The organism is Bradyrhizobium sp. CCBAU 11434 (assembly GCF_028128895.1).
In the GTDB taxonomy this organism is placed as follows: Bacteria; Pseudomonadota; Alphaproteobacteria; order Rhizobiales; family Xanthobacteraceae; genus Bradyrhizobium; species Bradyrhizobium zhengyangense.
In genome coordinates, this window is the sequence record NZ_LBJX01000103.1 from 312,275 (window position 1) to 330,437 (window position 18,163).

General features: G+C 63.7%; 15 protein-coding genes. 10 read left to right on the plus strand and 5 right to left on the minus strand.

Going from position 1 to position 18,163, the window contains the following annotated elements:
* Positions 1-2 precede the first annotated feature (2 nt).
* The 4 genes from pimC to XI06_RS41590 all read right to left on the minus strand — a co-directional run bounded on the left by pimC (position 3) and on the right by XI06_RS41590 (position 6,316).
* Entirely contained in the window at positions 3-1,193 is a 1,191-nt protein-coding gene (gene pimC, locus XI06_RS41575; protein WP_237863147.1) for a pimeloyl-CoA dehydrogenase large subunit, read from the minus strand.
* Positions 1,194-1,209: 16 nt separating this feature from the next.
* The gene (locus tag XI06_RS41580) at positions 1,210-2,397 is read right to left on the minus strand and encodes an acetyl-CoA C-acyltransferase (RefSeq protein WP_237890259.1); all 1,188 of its coding nucleotides are present in this window, start codon (positions 2,395-2,397) and stop codon (positions 1,210-1,212) included.
* On the minus strand, positions 2,394-4,070 hold the full coding sequence (pimA, locus tag XI06_RS41585) for a dicarboxylate--CoA ligase PimA (RefSeq protein WP_237863149.1): 1,677 nt from the start codon (positions 4,068-4,070) through the stop codon (positions 2,394-2,396). The genes XI06_RS41580 and pimA overlap by 4 nt, the downstream gene beginning before the upstream one ends.
* A 149-nt stretch (positions 4,071-4,219) precedes the next feature.
* Positions 4,220-6,316: a 3-hydroxyacyl-CoA dehydrogenase NAD-binding domain-containing protein gene (locus tag XI06_RS41590; protein ID WP_271607923.1), complete on the minus strand. Its 2,097-nt coding sequence runs from the start codon at positions 6,314-6,316 to the stop codon at positions 4,220-4,222.
* Between the two features lie 129 nt (positions 6,317-6,445).
* Between XI06_RS41590 and XI06_RS41595 the strand changes: the two genes are divergently transcribed.
* The 9 genes from XI06_RS41595 (at position 6,446) to XI06_RS41635 (ending at position 16,358) form a co-directional block, all read left to right on the plus strand.
* On the plus strand, positions 6,446-7,312 hold the full coding sequence (locus XI06_RS41595; protein WP_237863151.1) for an IclR family transcriptional regulator: 867 nt from the start codon (positions 6,446-6,448) through the stop codon (positions 7,310-7,312).
* A gap of 66 nt (positions 7,313-7,378) precedes the next feature.
* Positions 7,379-8,176, plus strand: coding sequence for an ABC transporter ATP-binding protein (locus tag XI06_RS41600; protein WP_237863152.1), 798 nt, complete (start codon positions 7,379-7,381; stop codon positions 8,174-8,176).
* On the plus strand, positions 8,173-8,886 hold the full coding sequence (locus tag XI06_RS41605; protein ID WP_237863153.1) for an ABC transporter ATP-binding protein: 714 nt from the start codon (positions 8,173-8,175) through the stop codon (positions 8,884-8,886). The genes XI06_RS41600 and XI06_RS41605 overlap by 4 nt, the downstream gene beginning before the upstream one ends.
* A 12-nt stretch (positions 8,887-8,898) precedes the next feature.
* Positions 8,899-9,777, plus strand: a complete 879-nt coding sequence (locus XI06_RS41610; RefSeq protein WP_271607924.1) for a branched-chain amino acid ABC transporter permease — start codon at positions 8,899-8,901, stop codon at positions 9,775-9,777.
* A gap of 2 nt (positions 9,778-9,779) precedes the next feature.
* Positions 9,780-10,796, plus strand: coding sequence for a branched-chain amino acid ABC transporter permease (locus tag XI06_RS41615; protein WP_271607925.1), 1,017 nt, complete (start codon positions 9,780-9,782; stop codon positions 10,794-10,796).
* A 40-nt stretch (positions 10,797-10,836) separates the two neighbouring features.
* A complete protein-coding gene (locus XI06_RS41620; RefSeq protein WP_237863156.1) occupies positions 10,837-12,066 on the plus strand; it encodes an ABC transporter substrate-binding protein in 1,230 nt (409 codons plus the stop codon).
* Positions 12,067-12,186: 120 nt separating this feature from the next.
* Entirely contained in the window at positions 12,187-13,413 is a 1,227-nt protein-coding gene (locus XI06_RS41625; protein ID WP_271607926.1) for an ABC transporter substrate-binding protein, read from the plus strand.
* A gap of 228 nt (positions 13,414-13,641) precedes the next feature.
* Positions 13,642-14,871, plus strand: a complete 1,230-nt coding sequence (locus tag XI06_RS41630; protein ID WP_271607927.1) for an ABC transporter substrate-binding protein — start codon at positions 13,642-13,644, stop codon at positions 14,869-14,871.
* Positions 14,872-15,074: 203 nt separating this feature from the next.
* Positions 15,075-16,358, plus strand: a complete 1,284-nt coding sequence (locus XI06_RS41635; protein ID WP_271607928.1) for a glycerate kinase type-2 family protein — start codon at positions 15,075-15,077, stop codon at positions 16,356-16,358.
* Between the two features lie 45 nt (positions 16,359-16,403).
* On the opposite strand, the gene XI06_RS41640 is transcribed toward XI06_RS41635, so the two are convergent.
* Positions 16,404-16,937 carry a MarR family winged helix-turn-helix transcriptional regulator gene (locus XI06_RS41640; protein ID WP_237863160.1) on the minus strand — a complete coding sequence of 178 codons (534 nt, stop codon included), beginning with the start codon at positions 16,935-16,937 and terminating at the stop codon, positions 16,404-16,406.
* 179 nt (positions 16,938-17,116) lie between these two features.
* Between XI06_RS41640 and XI06_RS41645 the strand changes: the two genes are divergently transcribed.
* Complete coding sequence (locus tag XI06_RS41645; RefSeq protein ID WP_237863161.1) at positions 17,117-18,157, plus strand: branched-chain amino acid ABC transporter permease; 1,041 nt, start codon at positions 17,117-17,119, stop codon at positions 18,155-18,157.
* Positions 18,158-18,163: the final 6 nt, after the last annotated feature.

Below are 18,163 nucleotides of genomic sequence, written 5' to 3' on the forward strand. Positions count from 1 at the left end.
CCTCAAAGCCCCAGCACCGCCTTGGCGATGATGTTGCGCTGGATCTCGTTGGAGCCGCCGTAGATCGAGACCTTGCGGTTGTTGAAGTAGCTCGGCGCGATCTGAGCGGTCCAGTCCATGGCTTCGTTGGAGCCGTCGTCGCCGTGCAAATCGTAGGGCGCGGCAAACGGGCCGATCACTTCCATGAGCAGCTCGGTGGTGGTCTGCTGGATCTCGGAGCCCTTGATCTTCAGCACCGAGGACGCCGGATTGGGCTTGCCCTTGCCGTGCTTGCCCTCGTCGGCGACGACGCGCAGCTGCGTCAGCTCGAGCGCCTTCAGCTCGATTTCGCAGGCCGCCAGCTTCTCGCGGAAGGCGGAGTCCTGGATGATCGGCTTGCCGCCGGATTCGACCTTGCCGGCGAGGTCGCGGATGCGGCGCAGCCGCTCCTTGGAGACGCCGACGCGCGCGATGCCGGTGCGCTCGTTGCCGAGCAGGAATTTTGCGTAATCCCAGCCCTTGTTCTCTTCGCCGATCAGGTTCTCGACGGGCACCTCGACGTCGTCGAAGAACACCTCGTTGACCTCATGGCCGCCGTCGATGGTCTGGATCGGGCGCACGGTGACGCCCTTCGACTTCATCGGGAACACGATGAAGGAGATGCCCATCTGCTTCTTCGCATTGTTGTCGGTGCGGCAGAGGCAGAAGATCATGTCGGCGTGCTGGGCCAGCGTGGTCCAGGTCTTCTGGCCGTTGATGATCCACTTGTCGCCCTTGCGCTCGGCTTTGGTCTTGAGCGAGGCGAGGTCCGACCCGGAGCCCGGCTCCGAAAAGCCCTGGCACCACCAATCATCGACATTGGCGATGCGCGGCAAATACTTCTTCTTCTGCTCTTCGTTGCCGAAGGTGTAGATGACGGGACCGACCATGCTGACGCCGAAGGCGAGCGGCTGCGGCGCCGGATAGGACTGCAGCTCTTCATTGAAGATGTAGTGCTGCACGCTGGTCCAGCCCGTGCCGCCGTATTGCTTCGGCCAATGGCTGACGCCCCAGCCCTTCTTGTTGAGGATGCGCCACCACGTCACCATCTCGTCCTTGGTAAGATGACGACCCTCGACCAGCTTGCGCCGCGTATCCGGCGGCACGTTGTCGCGGAAGAATGACCGCACTTCCTCGCGAAACGCCTGCTCTTCTTTCGTGAATGCGAGATCCATCGGATCCTCCTGTGAATTACTGCAAAATCTCAAACAGCCCGGCCGCGCCCATGCCGCCGCCGACGCACATGGTGACGACTGCGTACTTGGCCTTGCGGCGGCGGCCTTCGATCAGCGCGTGGCCGGTCAGGCGCGCTCCCGACATGCCGTAGGGATGGCCGACTGCGATCGCGCCGCCATCGACATTGATCTTCTCGGGGTCGATGCCGAGCTTGTCGCGGCAATACAGCACCTGCACCGCGAAGGCTTCGTTCAGCTCCCAGAGGCCGATGTCGTCGACCTTGAGGCCATGACGCTTGAGCAGGCGCGGCACGGCGAAAACAGGACCGATGCCCATCTCGTCGGGCTCACAGCCGGCGGAGACAAAGCCGCGGAAGATGCCGAGCGGGTTGAGTCCGCGCCTGGCGGCTTCCTTGTCGCTCATGATCACCGAGGCGCTGGCGCCATCGGAGAGCTGGCTGGCATTGCCGGCGGTGATGGAGAAACCGTCACCGCGCACGGCCTTGAGGCCGGCGAGGCCTTCGAGCGTGGTCTCGGGGCGCGGACCTTCGTCCTGCGACAGCGTCACTTCCTTCATCGAGACAGTGCCGGTCGCCTTGTCGGTGACGGCCATCTGCGTCGTGATCGGCGCGATCTCGTCCCTGAACTTGCCGCCCTGCTGGGCGGCGGCGGTGCGGCGCTGGCTCTCCAGCGAATATTCGTCCTGCCGTTCGCGCGAGATGCCGTAGCGCTTGGCGACGATCTCGGCGGTGTCGATCATGGGCATGTAGACCTCGCCCTTGATCTTGAGCAGCGCGGGGTCCTGGGCGTGGAAACCGTTCATCTTGTCGTTCTGCACGAGGCTGATCGACTCGCCGCCGCCGCCGACCGCGACCTCGACGCCGTCGAAGATCACCGAGCGTGCGGCCAGCGCGATCGCCTGCAGGCCGGAGGCGCACTGGCGGTCGATGGTGGTGCCGGCGACGGTGACCGGGAGACCGGCGCGAAGCAGCGCCTTGCGCGCGATGTTGCCGCCGGTCGAGCCCTGCTGGAGCGCCGCGCCCATCACGACGTCCTCGATCTCCTTCGGATCGACTTTTGCGCGCGCGACAGCTTCACCAATGGCGTGGCCGAGCAGCGTGGCGCCTTCGGTGGCATTGAGCATGCCGCGATAGGCCTTGCCGATCGGCGTACGGGCGGTGGAAACGATGACGGCGTCGGTCAAGAGCGACCTCCTGTTTGGGTGGATTGTGATGGTTTCTGTTGCTGGCGCAACTCGTGGCGCGACAGCTTTCCGACCGGCGTGCGCGGCAGATCGTCGACGAACTCGACCGCCGCGGGCATTTCGTGCTTGCCGACCTTCCCGGCGAGCTGCGCACGCAGCTCGTCGAGCGAGAACGGCTTTGCGTCCGGCCTGAGCTTGATGAAGGCCTTGGCGGCTTCGCCCCTGTATTGGTCGGGAATGCCGAGCACGATCACCTCGTGCACGCCTGGAACGGTGTAGATCGCCTGCTCGATCATCTGCGGATAGACATTGAAACCGCCTGAGATGATCATGTCCTTCTTGCGGTCGACCAGGAAGAAATAGCCGTCGGTGTCGACATAGCCGATGTCGCCGGTGAGGAAGCGGCCGTCGATGAAGGCCTCCGCGGATCCCGCCGGCTTATTCCAATAGCCCTTGGTGACGTTCGGGCCCTTGATGCGGATCTCGCCGACTTCGCCCGGCGGCAGCGCTTTCGTCGGATCGTCCAGCGAGACGACATCGAGCTCGATGCCGGGCAGCATCAGGCCGATCGAACCGGGCTTGTCGGGCCCCGTAGGCGGATGTCCGGTGCCTGGCGAGCAGGTTTCGGTCATGCCCCAGCCGCTCCTGAGCTTCTTGCCGACCTTGCTCTCGAAGAATCGTGCGACCTCGACCGGCAGCGGCGCGCCGCCGGAGCCGATGGCGGTAAGCGAGGAGAAGTCGCGCTTGTCGAGATTGGGGAGTGCGGCGATCGCGATCCACATCGTCGGCACGCCGGGGAAATAGGTCGCGCGCTTGACCTCGATGTCGCGCATCACGGCTTCGACGTCGAAACGCTGGTGCAGCGAGATCAGATTGCCGCGGCGGAGCGACGACAACAGGACGACGGTCAGCGCATAGATGTGGAACAGCGGCAGCACGCAGATCACACGCTCGACGACGTCGCCGCGGGCCGCGCGGGCCGGCTTGCCCCAGACGTCGTAGATCGATACCGCAGAGGTGAGATTGCCGTGCGTGAGCATGGCGCCCTTGGGTAGACCGGTGGTGCCGCCGGTATATTGCAGCAGCGCGACGTCATCGACCGCGACCGCGGGCCATTGCGCCGGGGACATCGCGCCCTCGACGAAGGCCTTGAAAGTGATGATGCGCGGGTCGTCCGGAATTGCCGCCTGCGGCGTGCCGATCTTGCCCCAGCTGTCGTCCTCGCAGACGACGAGGCGGTCGATCAGTCCCTTCTCCAGAAATTTCAGTGCGGTCGGCAACAGCGCCTGGAGGTTCGAGGTGACGAGCAGGCGCGAGCCGGAGTCGGACACCTTGTGCGTCAGCGCGATCTCGCCATCGAGCGGCGACAGATGCGCGACGCGGGCGCCGGCCTTCAGCGCGCCGAAAAAATTGACGGGATGGTCCGGCGTGTTGCCGAGGAACAGCGCGACGGACGTGTTCTTGCCGCAGCCGGCGCGCAGGAACGCAGCCGCCGCGCGCTCGGCCATGGCGGCGAGCTCGGCATAGCTGATCGGACGATCGCGAAATTCCAGTGCGGTGCGTGGGCCGTAGTTTGCAGCGGCCGTCGTGAGCAGGTCAGGCAGCGTGCCCTGGACGATGGTGTCGTCCCAATGCACGCCCTCGGGGTAAAACTGTTCGCCGGGATGGGTCATTGCTTCCTTAAACCACACTAACCGTCATTCCGGGGCGCGACGAAGTCGCGAACCCGGAATCCATTAGGCAGCGCACTCAGAGGCGAAAATGGATTCCGGGCCTGGCCCTGCGGGCCATCCCGGAATGACGCCGAGAGTGCAAGCCCCGATCAAGCTGCCTTCGACTCCGCGGCCAGCGACGCGAACGTCTTGCCCTCTGCCGCGAGCTTCTTCAGCAGCGGGGCGGGCTCGAGGCTCGGGTCGTTGGTCTCCTTGGCGTAGAAGGACAGACGATCGGCGATGTGCTTGAGGCCGACGGTGTCGGCCCAGAACATCGGGCCGCCGCGGTAGATCGGCCAGCCATAGCCATAGAGCCAGACCACGTCGATGTCGGAGGGACGCGCCGCGATGCCCTCTTCGAGGATCTTCGCGCCCTCGTTGATCATCGGATACATCATGCGCTCGAGGATCTCGTCGTCGCTGACGATGCGCTTCTTGCGGCCGAGACGCAGCAGCGTCTCGTCGATAAGCTTCTCGACCTCAGGATCGGGCATCGGCGCGCGCGAGCCGGCTTCGTACTTGTAGTAGCCCTTGCCGGTCTTCTGGCCGAAGCGGCCGGCTTCGCAGAGCGCGTCCGCGATCTCCGACTTGATGCCGCGGTCCTTGCGCGAGCGCCAGCCGATGTCGAGGCCGGCGAGGTCGCCCATCGCGAACGGTCCCATCGGCATGCCGAACTTCGTCACGACGGCGTCGACCTGCTGCGGCAGCGCGCCTTCGAACAGGAGCTTCTCCGACTGCTTGCCACGCTGGGCGAGCATGCGATTGCCGACAAAGCCGTCGCAGACGCCGACCACAGCCGGAACCTTCGCAATCTTGCGCGCGATCGTCACAGCCGTGACAAGGGCGTCCGGCGCGGTCTTGTCGGCCCGGACGATCTCGCAGAGCTTCATGACGTTGGCCGGCGAGAAGAAGTGCATACCAAGCACGTCCTGCGGACGCTTGGTCGCCTTCGCGATCTCGTCGATGTTCAGGTACGAGGTGTTGGAGGCGAGCACGGCGCCTGGCTTGGCATACTGGTCGAGCTTGCCGAACACTTCCTTCTTCACCGCCATGGTCTCGAACACGGCTTCGATGACGAGATCGGCATCGCCGACATTCTCGATCCCGACGACGCCATTGATCAGCGCCATGCGCTTGGCCGGTGCATCCGCCGGGATGCCACCGCGCGCCGCGGTCGCTTCCCAGTTCTTCTGCATGATGCCCATGCCGCGCTTGAGCTGCTCTTCACCGGTCTCGATCAAAGTGACGGGAACGCCCGCGTTTGCAAACGACATCGCGATGCCGCCGCCCATCGTGCCGGCACCGAGAATGGCAACACGGTTAACGGGACGCGACTTGGTGCCTTCGGGCACGCCCGCGATCTTGTTGGCTTCGCGCTCGGCGAAGAAGGCATAGCGCTGTGCCTTGGACTGATCGGAGGCGACGAGCTTGAGAAAACCCTCGCGCTCCTTCTTTAGACCTTCGTCGAACGGCAGGTCGATGGCGTAGCCGACGGCGTCGGCCGCCGCGAACGGGGCCTCCAGGCCGCGCGACTTCTTGGTCATCGCCGCGACCGCATTGGTGAAGATCGAGCGGTCGGCCTTCGCAGCCGCGATCTTGGAATCGTCGTCGCGCAGACGGCGCAGCGGGCGCTTCTCGGCCAGCAGCTTGCGCACAAAGGCTTCGCCGCCGGAGGCCGGACCTTCCACGATCTCCTCGATCAGGCCGTTCTTCAGCGCTTCGGCTGCTCCGATCGGGTCACCGCCGACGATCATCTTGACCGCGAGCTCGGGACCGACCGCGCGCGGCAGGCGCTGGGTGCCGCCGGCGCCCGGCAGGAGGCCGAGCTTCACCTCGGGCAGGCCGAGCTTGGCTTCCTTGACCGCGACGCGAAAATGACAGGCGAGCGCGACTTCGAGGCCGCCGCCGAGCGCGTTGCCATGGATCGCAGCAACGACGGGTTTTGGCGAATTCTCGATCTCGGACAGCACGTCGTTGAGGGCCGGCGGCTTCGGCGGCTTGCCGAACTCGGTGATATCGGCCCCGGCGATGAAGGTGCGGCCGGCGCAGGTCAGCACGATGCCCTTGATGGCGGGATCGGCGATCGCGGCCTTGACGCATTCCAGAATACCACCGCGGACTGCGGCACTCAACGCATTGACCGGAGGGCTGTTGACCGTGACGATCCCGACTTCATCATGACGCTCAAGCTTGACCACTTCGCTCACGGTTTCCCTCCTTGGTGGGGATTTACTTTTGTTCGATTTCGCGGTGCGGAATTTAATTCCGCATCTTGACGGCAGGGTTATTTTGAAGCACGGACGTTGTCAACGACTCCGCGCAAGAGCAGATCAGGGATGAAGCGTACAGGAAAGAAGACTGCGACCGATCGGAATTTCGTCGTCGCGCTTTCCCGCGGGCTTGATGTATTGCGCGCATTCCAACCGAGCGACGGACTTCTTGGCAATCAGGAGATTGCTGCCCGCACCAACCTGCCGAAGCCGACGGTTTCGCGGCTGACCTACACGTTGACGAAGCTCGGCTATCTGACGCCGGTTCCCCGTTTCGAGAAATATCAGCTGGCGCCGGCCGCGATGGCGCTGGGTTACGCGGCGCTCGCCAATCTCGGCGTTCGGCATTTGTCCGAGCCGTTCCGCGAGGAAATGATGCGCGCCACCGGTGGCGCCGTCGCGATCGGCGGCCGCGACCGTCACAGCATGATCTATTTCGGACAGAGCCGCGGCAGCGAGACCGTCGGCGTTCAACTTGACGTCGGCTCGCGCGTGCCGATTGCAACCACCGCGATGGGTCGCGCCTATTTCTGGGCGCTGGGCGAGGACGAGCGCACCGAGCTGTCGCGCGTGCTGCGCGAACATTACGGCAGCCGCTGGCCGAAGATGCGCGACGGGCTGGAGCGTTCCGGCGAGATGGTCGCCAAGCACGGCTTCGCGATCTCGGTCGGCGACTGGCACGACGACATCGGCGCCGCCGGCGTCGCGCTCAAGCTCAACGACGGAACCGGGCCTTACGCATTCAATTGTGGCGCGCCGGCATTCCGCTTCACGGAAGAACGATTGATCAACGACATTGGACCGCGTCTGCTTGCGATGGTAAGGAACATCGAAGCGACACTTGGGGGTCTGATGTCGCTATCCAAAAAAGACGACAGCAAAAAGCTGAAATCAGGAGGGAAAGTTGCGCGTGTGGCCGAGGGGATCAGATAGCCTTTGTCATGTCAGGGTGCGGTTCGCATCGCCCCTTCGCCCACTGTCGAGTGTGGGCGAGACGAGATGACGCAGGCACAGCTCGCGCAGGGGACATCGCCTCTGCTCGCGGTTCGCGACGTCAGCGTCGTGTTCGGCGGCATCGTCGCGCTCAACGGCGTGTCCTTTGACATGCTCAAGGGCCAGATCCTCGGATTGATCGGCCCCAACGGCGCCGGCAAGACAACGCTGTTCAACTGCCTGTCCCGCCTCTACCAGCCGTCGTCGGGCGACATCCTGATGGAAGGCGCGAGCATCTTGAAGCGTCAGCCGCACCGGATCGCCGAGATCGGCATCGGCCGCACCTTCCAGAACGTGGCGTTGTTTCCGAACCTGTCGGTGATGGACAATGTCCGCGTCGGCACCCATGCCCGCACCTCCTCCGACATCATCAGCGACTCGCTGCGCCTCGCCTGGATTCGCCGCAGCGAGAGCAGCGTGAACAAGAAGGTGCACGAGATCCTCGCTTATCTCGACCTCGAGGACGTCGCCCATACCACCGTCTCCGGCCTGCCGTTCGGCACGCAGAAGCGCGTCGAATTGGCGCGGGCGCTCGCGGCGGACCCGAAGATCCTGCTGCTCGACGAACCCGCCGGCGGCCTCAACCACGAGGAGGTCCACGTCCTCGGCGACCTCATCCGCCGCATCCGCGACGAACGCGGCATGACCGTGCTGCTGGTCGAGCACCACATGGGCCTCGTGATGTCGATCGCCGACCACGTCGTCGCGCTGAACTTCGGCAAGAAGCTCGCCGAAGGCACGCCCGCCCAGGTGCAGGTCGACCCCGACGTCATCAAGGCCTATCTCGGGAGCAAGGACCAATGACGACGCTGCTCAACGTCAAGGACCTGCGCGCCTATTACGGCCAGGTCCAGGCGCTCCATGGCCTCACCTTCTCGCTCAACGAGGGCTCGCTGACGACGCTGCTCGGCGCCAACGGCGCCGGCAAGACCACGACGCTGCGCGCGATCTGCAACATGGTGCGCTCCACCGGAGGCATCGAGTTCGACGGCAAGCCGCTGAACAACCGCTCCACCGAGAGCATCGTGCGCTACGGCATCGCCCACGTGCCGCAGGGCCGCGGCACCTTCACCACCATGACGGTGGAGGAGAATCTCCAGCTCGGGGCCATCACCCGCAAGGACAATGCCGGCATCGTTTCCGACATCGAGCGCATGTACGCGCATTTCCCGGTCCTGAAGCAGCGGCATACCCAGCAGGCCGGCACGCTCTCCGGCGGCGAGCAGCAGATGCTCGCGGTCGCGCGCGCGCTGATGCTGCGGCCGCGGCTGATGCTGCTGGACGAGCCGTCCTTCGGCCTCGCGCCGCTGGTCGTGCGCGACCTGTTCGGCATCCTCGGCAAGATCAACCGCGAGGACAAGGTGTCGATCCTGGTGGTCGAGCAGAACGCCCAGCTCGCGCTCGAGCTCGCCGACCAGGCCTATGTGATCGAGACCGGCCGTATCGTGATGTCGGGCAATGCCAAGGACATCGCGAACAACGAAGAAATCCGCAAATCCTATCTGGGTTACTGAGGAGCCGGCACGATGGAGCTGTTTACCAACCAGGTGCTGGCCGGCATTGCCACCGGTGCGATCTACGCCTGCATGGCGCTCGCCGTGGTCATGATCTACCAGGCCATCGACCATCTCAACTTCGCGCAAGGCGAGATGGCGATGTTCTCGACCTTCATCTCCTGGCAGCTGATGCAGTGGGGCGTGCCCTATTGGGCGGCTTTTGCGATCACGCTGGCGTTGTCGTTCATCGGCGGCATCGCCATCGAGCGCATCCTGTTCAAGCCGCTGGCGAAGGCGCCTGTTCTGACCAACGTCGCCGGCTTCATCGCGCTGTTCGCGATCATCAACTCGTCGGCCGGCCTGATCTGGGACTTCACCATCAAGCAATATCCGACCCCGTTCGGCTCCTCGCCGTTCCTCGGCAGCCAGCTGATCTCGACCCACCAGGCCGGCATGATCGGCGTTACCGTGCTGCTGCTGCTCGGCCTGTATTTCTTCTTCCAGTACACCAGGATCGGCCTTGCCATGCGCGCGGCCGCCTCGGTGCCTGAATCGGCGCGCCTCGTCGGCATCAACACCTCCTGGATGATCGCGCTGGGCTGGGGCATGGCGACCGCGATCGGCGCGATCGCCGGCATGCTGATCGCTCCCGTCGTGTTCCTGGAGCCCAACATGATGGGCGGCGTGCTGATCTACGGGTTCGCGGCAGCCGTGCTCGGCGGCCTGACCAGCCCGTTCGGCGCCGTGGTCGGCGGCTTCCTGGTCGGCATCTTCGAGAACCTCGCCGGCACCTACATCCCCGGCGTCGGCAACGAGCTGAAACTCCCGATCGCGCTCGCGCTGATCATCTCCGTCCTGGTCGTCAAACCCGCTGGTCTGTTCGGCCGGCACATCGTCAAGCGAGTTTGATCATGAGCGCTGTCGAAGACGTCGTCACGGAAGCCCCGGCCGTCGAGGCCGTGCCGAAGCGGGCCATGACGCTGGGCACAGGCACCTCGGTGGTGGTGCTGCTGCTGCTCCTTGTCGTGCCGGTGTTCGCGAAGAATTTCGTGATCTTCCAGCTGACCCAGCTGCTCTATCTGGGCCTTGCGGTGCTGGCGCTGAACATCCTGACCGGCGGAAGCGGTCAGTTCTCGCTCGGCCAGAGCGCGTTCTACGGCATCGGCGCCTACATCACTGCCGTGATGATGGAGCAGTTCAACATCCCCTACTTCCTCTGCCTGCCGGTCGCGGGCGTGCTCTGCTTCGGCGTCGGCTTCCTGTTCGGCCAGCCGGCGCTGCGGCTCTCCGGCGTTTATCTCGCGCTCGCGACCTTCGCGCTCGCCACCGCAATGCCGCAGCTGCTCAAGCTGAACTTCCTCGAGCCGTGGACCGGCGGCGTGCAGGGCCTCGTCGTCACCAAGCCGGATGCGCCGTTCGGGCTGAAGATGTCGCAGGACATGTGGCTCTACTACTTCACGCTCGTCGTCGTGCTCGCGATCTACATCTTCTCCGTCAACCTGCTGCGCTCCCGCTCGGGCCGCGCCTTCATGGCGATCCGCGACAACGAGATCGCGGCCTCCGCCATGGGCGTCAATGTCGCGCTCTACAAGACGCTCGCCTTCGGCGTCTCCGCCGGCATCACCGGCGTCGCCGGTGGCCTCAGCGCCATCGCGGTGCAGTTCGTCGCCCCCGACAGCTTCACCATCACGCTTGCGATCCAGCTGTTCCTCGGCATGGTCGTCGGCGGCGTCGGCTGGCTGCCGGGCTCGATCGTCGGTGCCGCCTTCATCATCTTCGTGCCGAACATCGCGGAGGGCATCTCCAAGGGCCTCTCCGGCGCCGTGTTCGGCGTGCTCCTGTTCCTCGTCATCTACCTCGTGCCGCATGGCGCAAGGCAGGTCGCGATCCTGGGCCAGCAATTCGCGGGCAGGTTCAGAAGGAACTGACCCCATCACCAAGACTGTCGTTTCAACCAAGGAGACCCAATTGACTTTCGTAAGAACACTGCGAACCGCCGCACTCATAACGGCGGTCGCCACGCTCGCCTCCACCGCAGCCCTCGCCCAGAAGAAATACGACACCGGCGCGACCGATACCGAGATCAAGATCGGCAACATCATGCCGTATAGCGGCCCGGCGTCGGCCTACGGCATCATCGGCAAGACCGAAGAAGCCTATTTCAAGATGATCAACGACAAGGGCGGCATCAACGGCCGCAAGATCGTCTACGTCACCTATGACGATGGGTATTCGCCGCCGAAAGCCGTGGAGCAGGTCCGCAAGCTGGTCGAGAGCGACGAGGTGCTCGCCGTGTTCAACCCGCTCGGCACACCCTCGAACAGCGCGATCCAGAAGTATCTCAACGCCAAGAAGATCCCGCAGCTGTTCGTCGCCACCGGCGCCACCAAGTGGAACGACCCGAAGAACTTCCCCTGGACCATGGGCTGGCAGCCCTCCTACCAGAGCGAAGCGCAGATCTATGCGAAATGGCTGATGAAGGAGAAGCCCAACGCCAAGGTCGCGATCCTCTATCAGAACGACGATTTCGGCAAAGACTACCTCAAGGGCACCAAGGACGGTTTCGGCGCCAAGGCTGCGTCCACCATCATCATGGAGGAGAGCTATGAGGTTTCCGAGCCGTCGATCGACGGCCACATCGTCAAGATCAAGGCCGCCAATCCCGACGTGCTGCTGATCTACACGACGCCGAAATTCGGCGCCCAGACCATCAAGAAGACCGCCGAGCTCGGCTGGAAGCCGCTGCAGATCATCACCAACGTGTCGGCCTCGGTCGGCAGCGTGATGAAACCGGCCGGTTTCGAGGCCTCCCAGGACGTGCTGTCGGCGGCTTACGCCAAGGACGGCGCCGATCCGCGCTGGGCCAACGATGCCGACATGAAGAAGTGGGTCGAGTTCCTCGACAAGTACATGCCCGGCGCCGACAAGACCGACTCCAGCGTCGTCTACGGCTATGGTGCCGCGCAGACGCTGGTCAAGGCGCTGGAACAATGCGGTGACGACCTCACCCGCGCCAACCTGATGAAGCAGGCGGCGAGCCTGAAGGATTTCGCGCCGGACACGCTGCTGCCCGGCGTCAAGATCAACACGGGTCCGAGCGACTTCGCCCCGATCAGCCAGCTGCAGATGCAGCGTTTCAAGGGCGAGAAGTGGGAACAGTTCGGCGACATCATGAACGGTGACGTCGCGCCGGAATAACTCACTGAGGCAATAGTCCGAATTTGACAAAGCCCCCGCGAGCGATCGCGGGGGCTTTTTGTTGACGTCTTGCATCAATCTTGTTCAATGCGACGCCGATCCAGGTGAGGCAGGAGTGAAATGGTCGTCGTTCGATTTCAGGTTGCGGTGATTTCGGCCGCATTCGCGTTGTGCACTGCGATGAGCAATCCCGCGCTGGCACAGAAGTCCTACGACAGCGGCGCTTCCGATACCGAAATCAAGATCGGCAACATCATGCCCTATAGCGGGCCCGCCTCCGCCTATGCCGTGATCGGCAAGGCCCAAGAGGCCTATTTCAACAAGGTCAATGCCGAGGGCGGCATCAACGGCCGCAAGATCAAGTTCATCTCGTATGACGACGCTTACTCGCCGCCGAAGACGGTGGAGCAGGCGCGCAAGCTGGTCGAAAGCGACAACGTTCTGTTGATCTTCGGCTCGCTCGGCACCTCCACCAACGGCGCCATCCGCAAATACATGAACGAGAAGAAGGTGCCGCAACTCTTCGTGGCGAGCGGCGCGTCCAAGTGGAACGATCCGAAGCAATATCCCTGGACCATGGGCTGGCAGCCGAGCTACGCGGGCGAGGCGAAGATCTACGCCAAATACATCATGAAGGAAAAGCCGGACGCGAAGATCGGCGTGCTCTACCAGAACGACGATTTCGGCAAGGACTATCTGAACGGACTGAGGGAAGGGCTTGGGCCCAAGGCCTCGATGATCGTGCTGGAGGAGTCCTACGACACCTCCGAGCCCGCGGTCGACGAACACGTCGTGAAGCTGAAGGCCGCTGGCGCCGACGTCCTCATCAGCATCACCACGCCGAAATTCGCGGCGCAGGCGATCAAGAAGGCGGCCGAGATCAACTGGCATCCGATCCACATCATCTCCAACGTCTCGGCTTCCGTCGGCGGCGTGATCGAGCCCGCGGGCTTCGAGATCTCGCAAGGCATCTTGTCGGCGACCTACATCAAGGACGGCTCCGACCCGCAATGGAATGCCGATGACGGCATGAAGAGGTTCTACAACTTCGTGTCGGAATTTGATCCAAAGGCCAACAAGCACGACGCCGCCGTGGTGTTCGGCTATGCTACCGCACAGACCATGGTCAAAGTGCTGCAGATGTGCGGCGACAACCTCACCCGTGACAACGTCATGAAGCAGGCCGCAAACCTGAAGGACTTCGCGCCCGATACGCTGCTGCCCGGCATCAAGATCAACACCGCACCCGACGATTTCGCCCCGATCGAGCAGCTTCAGATGATGCGGTTCAAGGGCAAGGCCTGGGAATTGTTCGGCGACATCATCTCGAGCGACCCCGGCCACTAACGTGCAACCCAGAATAGCCAAGCTTGACTCGAGCAACTCAAGACAGTCGGCCTTCTCGCAATTGCACAGGCGCCCCTGACTACTAAAGGAGCAGACCCTGCGACCTTGTCGCAGGGTCTTTGTGTTGAAGGCGAAAGGCAAATCGTATTGAATTGCACTCGCGCGGCCCAAAAACAATCAAGCCAAAAAAAGGAGCGCACACACACCAAGAAAAATAGGGAGATTGGAATGCCCGCTGTCACCGGCAAGCTTGCAGCCGCATCACTGGCGCTCGCGCTCATTGCAGCCACGACCTCCATCGCATCGGCCCAGAAGAAATACGATACCGGCGCGACCGATACCGAGATCAAAATCGGCAACATCATGCCTTACAGCGGACCGGCCTCCGCCTACGGCATCATCGGGCGGACCGAAGCCGCCTATTTCAAGAAGATCAATGACGAAGGCGGCATCAACGGCCGCAAGATCAACTTCATTTCCTACGACGACGCCTACTCACCGCCGAAGACAGTCGAGCAGGCGCGCAAGCTGGTCGAGAGTGACGAGGTGCTGTTCATCTTCAACTCGCTCGGCACACCGCCGAACTCGGCGATCCACAAATACATGAACACCAAGAAGGTACCGCAGCTGTTCGTCGCCACCGGCGCCACCAAGTGGAACGACCCGCAGAACTTCCCGTGGACCATGGGCTGGCAGCCCAACTACCAGAGCGAGACGCAGATCTACGCAAAGTGGCTGCTCAAGAACAAGCCCGACGCCAAGATCGCCGTGCTCTATCAGAACGACGATTACGGCAAGGACTATCTGAAAGGCCTGAAGGATGGTCTCGGCGCCAAGGCCGCGTCGATGATCGTTGCCGAGGAGAGCTACGAGACCTCCGAGCCGACGATCGACAGCCACATCGTCAGGCTGAAGTCGACCGGCGCCAACGTCTTCATGAACATCACGACGCCGAAATTCGCCGCACAGGCGATCAAGAAGAACGCCGAGATCGGCTGGAAGCCGCTGCACTTCCTCAACAACGTCTCCGCCTCCGTCGGCAGCGTGATGAAGCCCGCCGGCTTCGAGAACGGCCAGGACATCATCTCGGCCGACTATCTCAAGGACGTGTCCGATCCTGAATGGAAAAACGACGCCGGCATGAAGGAGTTTATGGCCTTCATGGACAAGTACTTCCCGGACGGCGACAAGCTCGACAAGGGCACCATCGTCGGCTTCGCGGTGGCACAGACGCTGGTCCACGTGCTGAAGAACTGCGGCGATGATCTCACCCGCGAGAACATCATGAAGCAGGCGGCCAGCATGAAGGACTTTCGCACCGAGGCGCTGCTGCCTGGCATCAAGATCAACACCGGCCCGAACGACTTCGCGCCGATCAGCCAGCTCCAGCTCGAGAAGTTCAAGGGCGAGCGCTGGGAACTGTTCGGCGACGTGATCAGCGCCGACGCCGGCGGCTAATACCTATACGTTTTGCGGCGCTACCAAGCCCCCTGCGAGGAGATCGCAGGGGGCTTTTTGTTGCGCCTGTTATCATTACGCGATAGCACAATCGAATGATGGTAAAGGCTGCTTACCCTTTTGCGCCCGATGCGCTAGGCAGGGCATAGCGACGTCCTCGCCACAGCTTTAGTCTGCTCAAGAGTTAGCCGAAAGCCATCGTCATGACCGACCGACGTCCCCTGCTCCGCGCGCTCTATGATGCTGCCGTTGCCGCCGCCCATCCGAACACGATCCTGGCGCCTCATTTGCGTGCCGCGCCGAAGGGGCGCGTGATCTGCCTCGCCGCCGGCAAAGGCGCCGCCGCGATGGCTGCGGCCGCGGAGCGGCACTATCTCGACATGCTCAAGCTCGCGCCGGAACGCCTCGTCGGCATCGCCACGACGCGCCACGGCTACGGCGTGCCGACGCGCCGGATCCGCGTGGTCGAGGCCGGTCATCCCGTGCCCGACGAGGCCGGCCTGAAAGGCGCGGCCGACACGCTTGCGCTGGCGGGCGAGGCCGGCCCCGACGATCTGTTGCTGGTGCTGCTCACCGGCGGCGGTTCGGCGAACTGGATCGCGCCGGCGGACGGCATCAGCTTTGCGCAGAAGCAGGCGGTCAACAAGGCGCTGCTGCGCTCGGGCGCACCGATCGGCGAGATGAATGTCGTGCGCAAGCATCTGTCGCGCATCAAGGGCGGACGCCTGGCGCGCGCCGGCCAGAACGCCGCCGAGATCGTGACGCTCGCGATCTCCGACGTGCCTCATGACGATCCCTCCGCGATCGCCTCTGGTCCCACCGTGCCTGACACAACCACGCTTGCGGATGCGCGCGCGATCGTCGCGAAGTACAAGCTCACCATCGACGATGCCGTAGCCCGCGCGCTCGACGATCCCGCCAATGAAAGCGCCAAGCCCGGCGATGCGGCCTTCGCGCGGGCCTTGTTCGAGCTGATCGCACGTCCGAAGCAATCGCTGGACGCCGCGGTGAAGCTGGCAAAAGACGCCGGTTACGAGACCATCGACCTCGGCGCCGATCTCGAGGGCGAAGCGCGCGAGGTCGCGGCCGATCACGCCAGGCTCGCGCTTGCCGCCCGCGCGCAAGGCAAGCGCGTCGCCATTCTCTCCGGCGGCGAGCTCACGGTGACCGTGCGCGGCAATGGGCGCGGCGGCCCCAACCAGGAATACGCGCTGGCGCTCGCCTCCCTGTTGAAGGACACACCCGACATCGCCGCGCTTGCCGGCGACACCGACGGCGCCGACGGCGGCGCCGGCCATCCCACCGATCCCGCCGGCGCACTGATCGATGCCGCGACCTTCGCGAGGATGAAGGCGCAAGGGCTTCAGCCGCAGGCCTATCTGGACAACAACGACGCGACGACCTTCTTCGAAGCGACGGGCGATCTGCTCCAGCCGGGTCCGACGTTGACCAACGTGAATGACATCAGGGTGATCTTGGTGGATTGAGGAGGCTGCTCCTGCAGCGTCATTGCGGGCGGTGATAGTCGGGCCTCAAAACTCGTTCGCGATCTTCGAGAGCATCTCGATCAGGGCCTCGCGGTTGGCCTGCCCTAGCAGCTCGTTCAGCCGCGACTCGTGCTTGGTGGCGACCAGCTTTTTCGCCCTCGAAAGCACGGCCTTGCCCTTGTCGGTCAGGACCAGGATGTGGGAGCGGCGGTCATTGGTGGAGCGGATCCGGGCGCAGAGGTCACGGCTCTCGAGATTGTCGAGCAGGGCGACGAAGTTCGGCCGGAGGATGCCGAGGGTGGAGGCGATCTCGGTCTGGTTGCGGCCCGGGTTCTTCTCGACCAGCAGCAGCACGGAGAACTGCGCCGGCGTCAGCTGGAGCGAGGCCATGCAGCGCAGGAAGTTCTCGAACACCTTGAGCTGCGCCCGCTTCAATACGTAGCCGAGCTGCTCGGAGAGCTCCCCGAGCTGGAGGGCTTCGGCAGAACCCTGACCATGGCCCTCGGGCGCGTCCTTGCGGCCCTTGGTCGCGTCACCAGCCTTTTCGGAGGACTTTTCAGCGGTTTTTGAAACGGTCATCGCCTCGTGCTCGCAATCCCGCTAAATTCGGGACGGGTCGTTCGCCCACCCTTGATGTTATATTTGATAATTGTTATGGACTATATCAAATATCGTCAGCGTATTTCAATGGCTGTGAGGGGACCGTCCACCGCAATTGCGGAGACCGGTCCCTAATCTTCAAGGGGGAGCGTCCGGTTTTGAACACCACCATCATGCTGTTCCTGCTGCAGGACGGCATCACCAATGGCGCGATCTATGCGCTGCTCGGCCTGGCGCTGGTGCTGGTGTTCGCCGTCACCCGCGTCATCCTCATTCCCCAGGGCGAATTCGTCACCTATGGCGCGCTGACTTATGCCTCGCTGGCCTCGGGCCAGATGCCGGGCACGGCCAAGCTGGCCCTGGCAATGGGCGTCACCGCCTGCGCCTTCGACCTGTTCGTGGCCCGCAAGGCGCTGCATGGCCGGCTGATCCTGCGCAGCGTCGTCGCCAATGTGGTGCTGCCGGCCATCGTGCTTGCGCTGACGATCTACTTTGCTGCCCAGAAGCCGTCGGTCGCGGTCTGCATCGCGCTGTCGCTGGTGATCGTCGCGATGATCGGCCTTTATCTCTACCGCATCGCATTCCAGCCGCTGGCACACACCTCGGTGCTGGTGCTGCTGATCGCCTCCGTCGGCACGCATCTGGCACTCCAAGGCCTGGGCCTGTTGTTCTTCGGCGCCGAGGGCCAGCGCGGACCGGCGGTTCTGTCGGGCGCCTTCACCGCGGGCTCGCTGCGTTTCACCGGCCAGAGCCTCACGGTCTACGGCATCACCATCGCCTTCATTGTCGGTCTCTGGCTGTTCTTCGGCCTGACGCTGTACGGCAAAGCGTTGCGTGCCACCGCCGTCAACCGCCTGGGAGCCCGGCTCGCCGGCATCCGCACCACGCTGTCGGGGCAGATCGCTTTCCTGCTCGCCTCCGTCATCGGCGCGCTGTCGGGCATCATGATCGTGCCGATCACGACGCTCTATTACGACTCCGGCTTCCTGATCGGCCTGAAGGGCTTTGTTGCCGCCATCATCGGCGGCCTCGTCAGCTATCCGCTCACGGCGGCCGCGGCCCTGTTCGTCGGCATCGTCGAAGCGTTCTCATCCTTCTATGCCTCCAACTACAAGGAGGTGATCGTGTTCATGCTCCTGATCCCCGTGCTGCTGTTGCGCTCGCTCGCCGCGCCCGCCGTCGAAGAAGAGAAGGACTGAGGCGAA

Bases quoted from the DNA above. Each gene is read 5' to 3' on its own strand.
- pimA (WP_237863149.1), bottom strand. From the start codon at position 4,070: ATGACCCATCCCGGCGAACAGTTTTACCCCGAGGGCGTGCATTGGGAC.
- XI06_RS41610 (WP_271607924.1), top strand. From the start codon at position 8,899: ATGGAGCTGTTTACCAACCAGGTGCTGGCCGGCATTGCCACCGGTGCG.
- pimC (WP_237863147.1), bottom strand. From the start codon at position 1,193: ATGGATCTCGCATTCACGAAAGAAGAGCAGGCGTTTCGCGAGGAAGTG.
- XI06_RS41600 (WP_237863152.1), top strand. From the start codon at position 7,379: ATGACGCAGGCACAGCTCGCGCAGGGGACATCGCCTCTGCTCGCGGTT.
- XI06_RS41595 (WP_237863151.1), top strand. From the start codon at position 6,446: ATGAAGCGTACAGGAAAGAAGACTGCGACCGATCGGAATTTCGTCGTC.
- XI06_RS41640 (WP_237863160.1), bottom strand. From the start codon at position 16,937: ATGACCGTTTCAAAAACCGCTGAAAAGTCCTCCGAAAAGGCTGGTGAC.
- XI06_RS41630 (WP_271607927.1), top strand. From the start codon at position 13,642: ATGCCCGCTGTCACCGGCAAGCTTGCAGCCGCATCACTGGCGCTCGCG.
- XI06_RS41625 (WP_271607926.1), top strand. From the start codon at position 12,187: ATGGTCGTCGTTCGATTTCAGGTTGCGGTGATTTCGGCCGCATTCGCG.
- XI06_RS41615 (WP_271607925.1), top strand. From the start codon at position 9,780: ATGAGCGCTGTCGAAGACGTCGTCACGGAAGCCCCGGCCGTCGAGGCC.
- XI06_RS41605 (WP_237863153.1), top strand. From the start codon at position 8,173: ATGACGACGCTGCTCAACGTCAAGGACCTGCGCGCCTATTACGGCCAG.
- XI06_RS41635 (WP_271607928.1), top strand. From the start codon at position 15,075: ATGACCGACCGACGTCCCCTGCTCCGCGCGCTCTATGATGCTGCCGTT.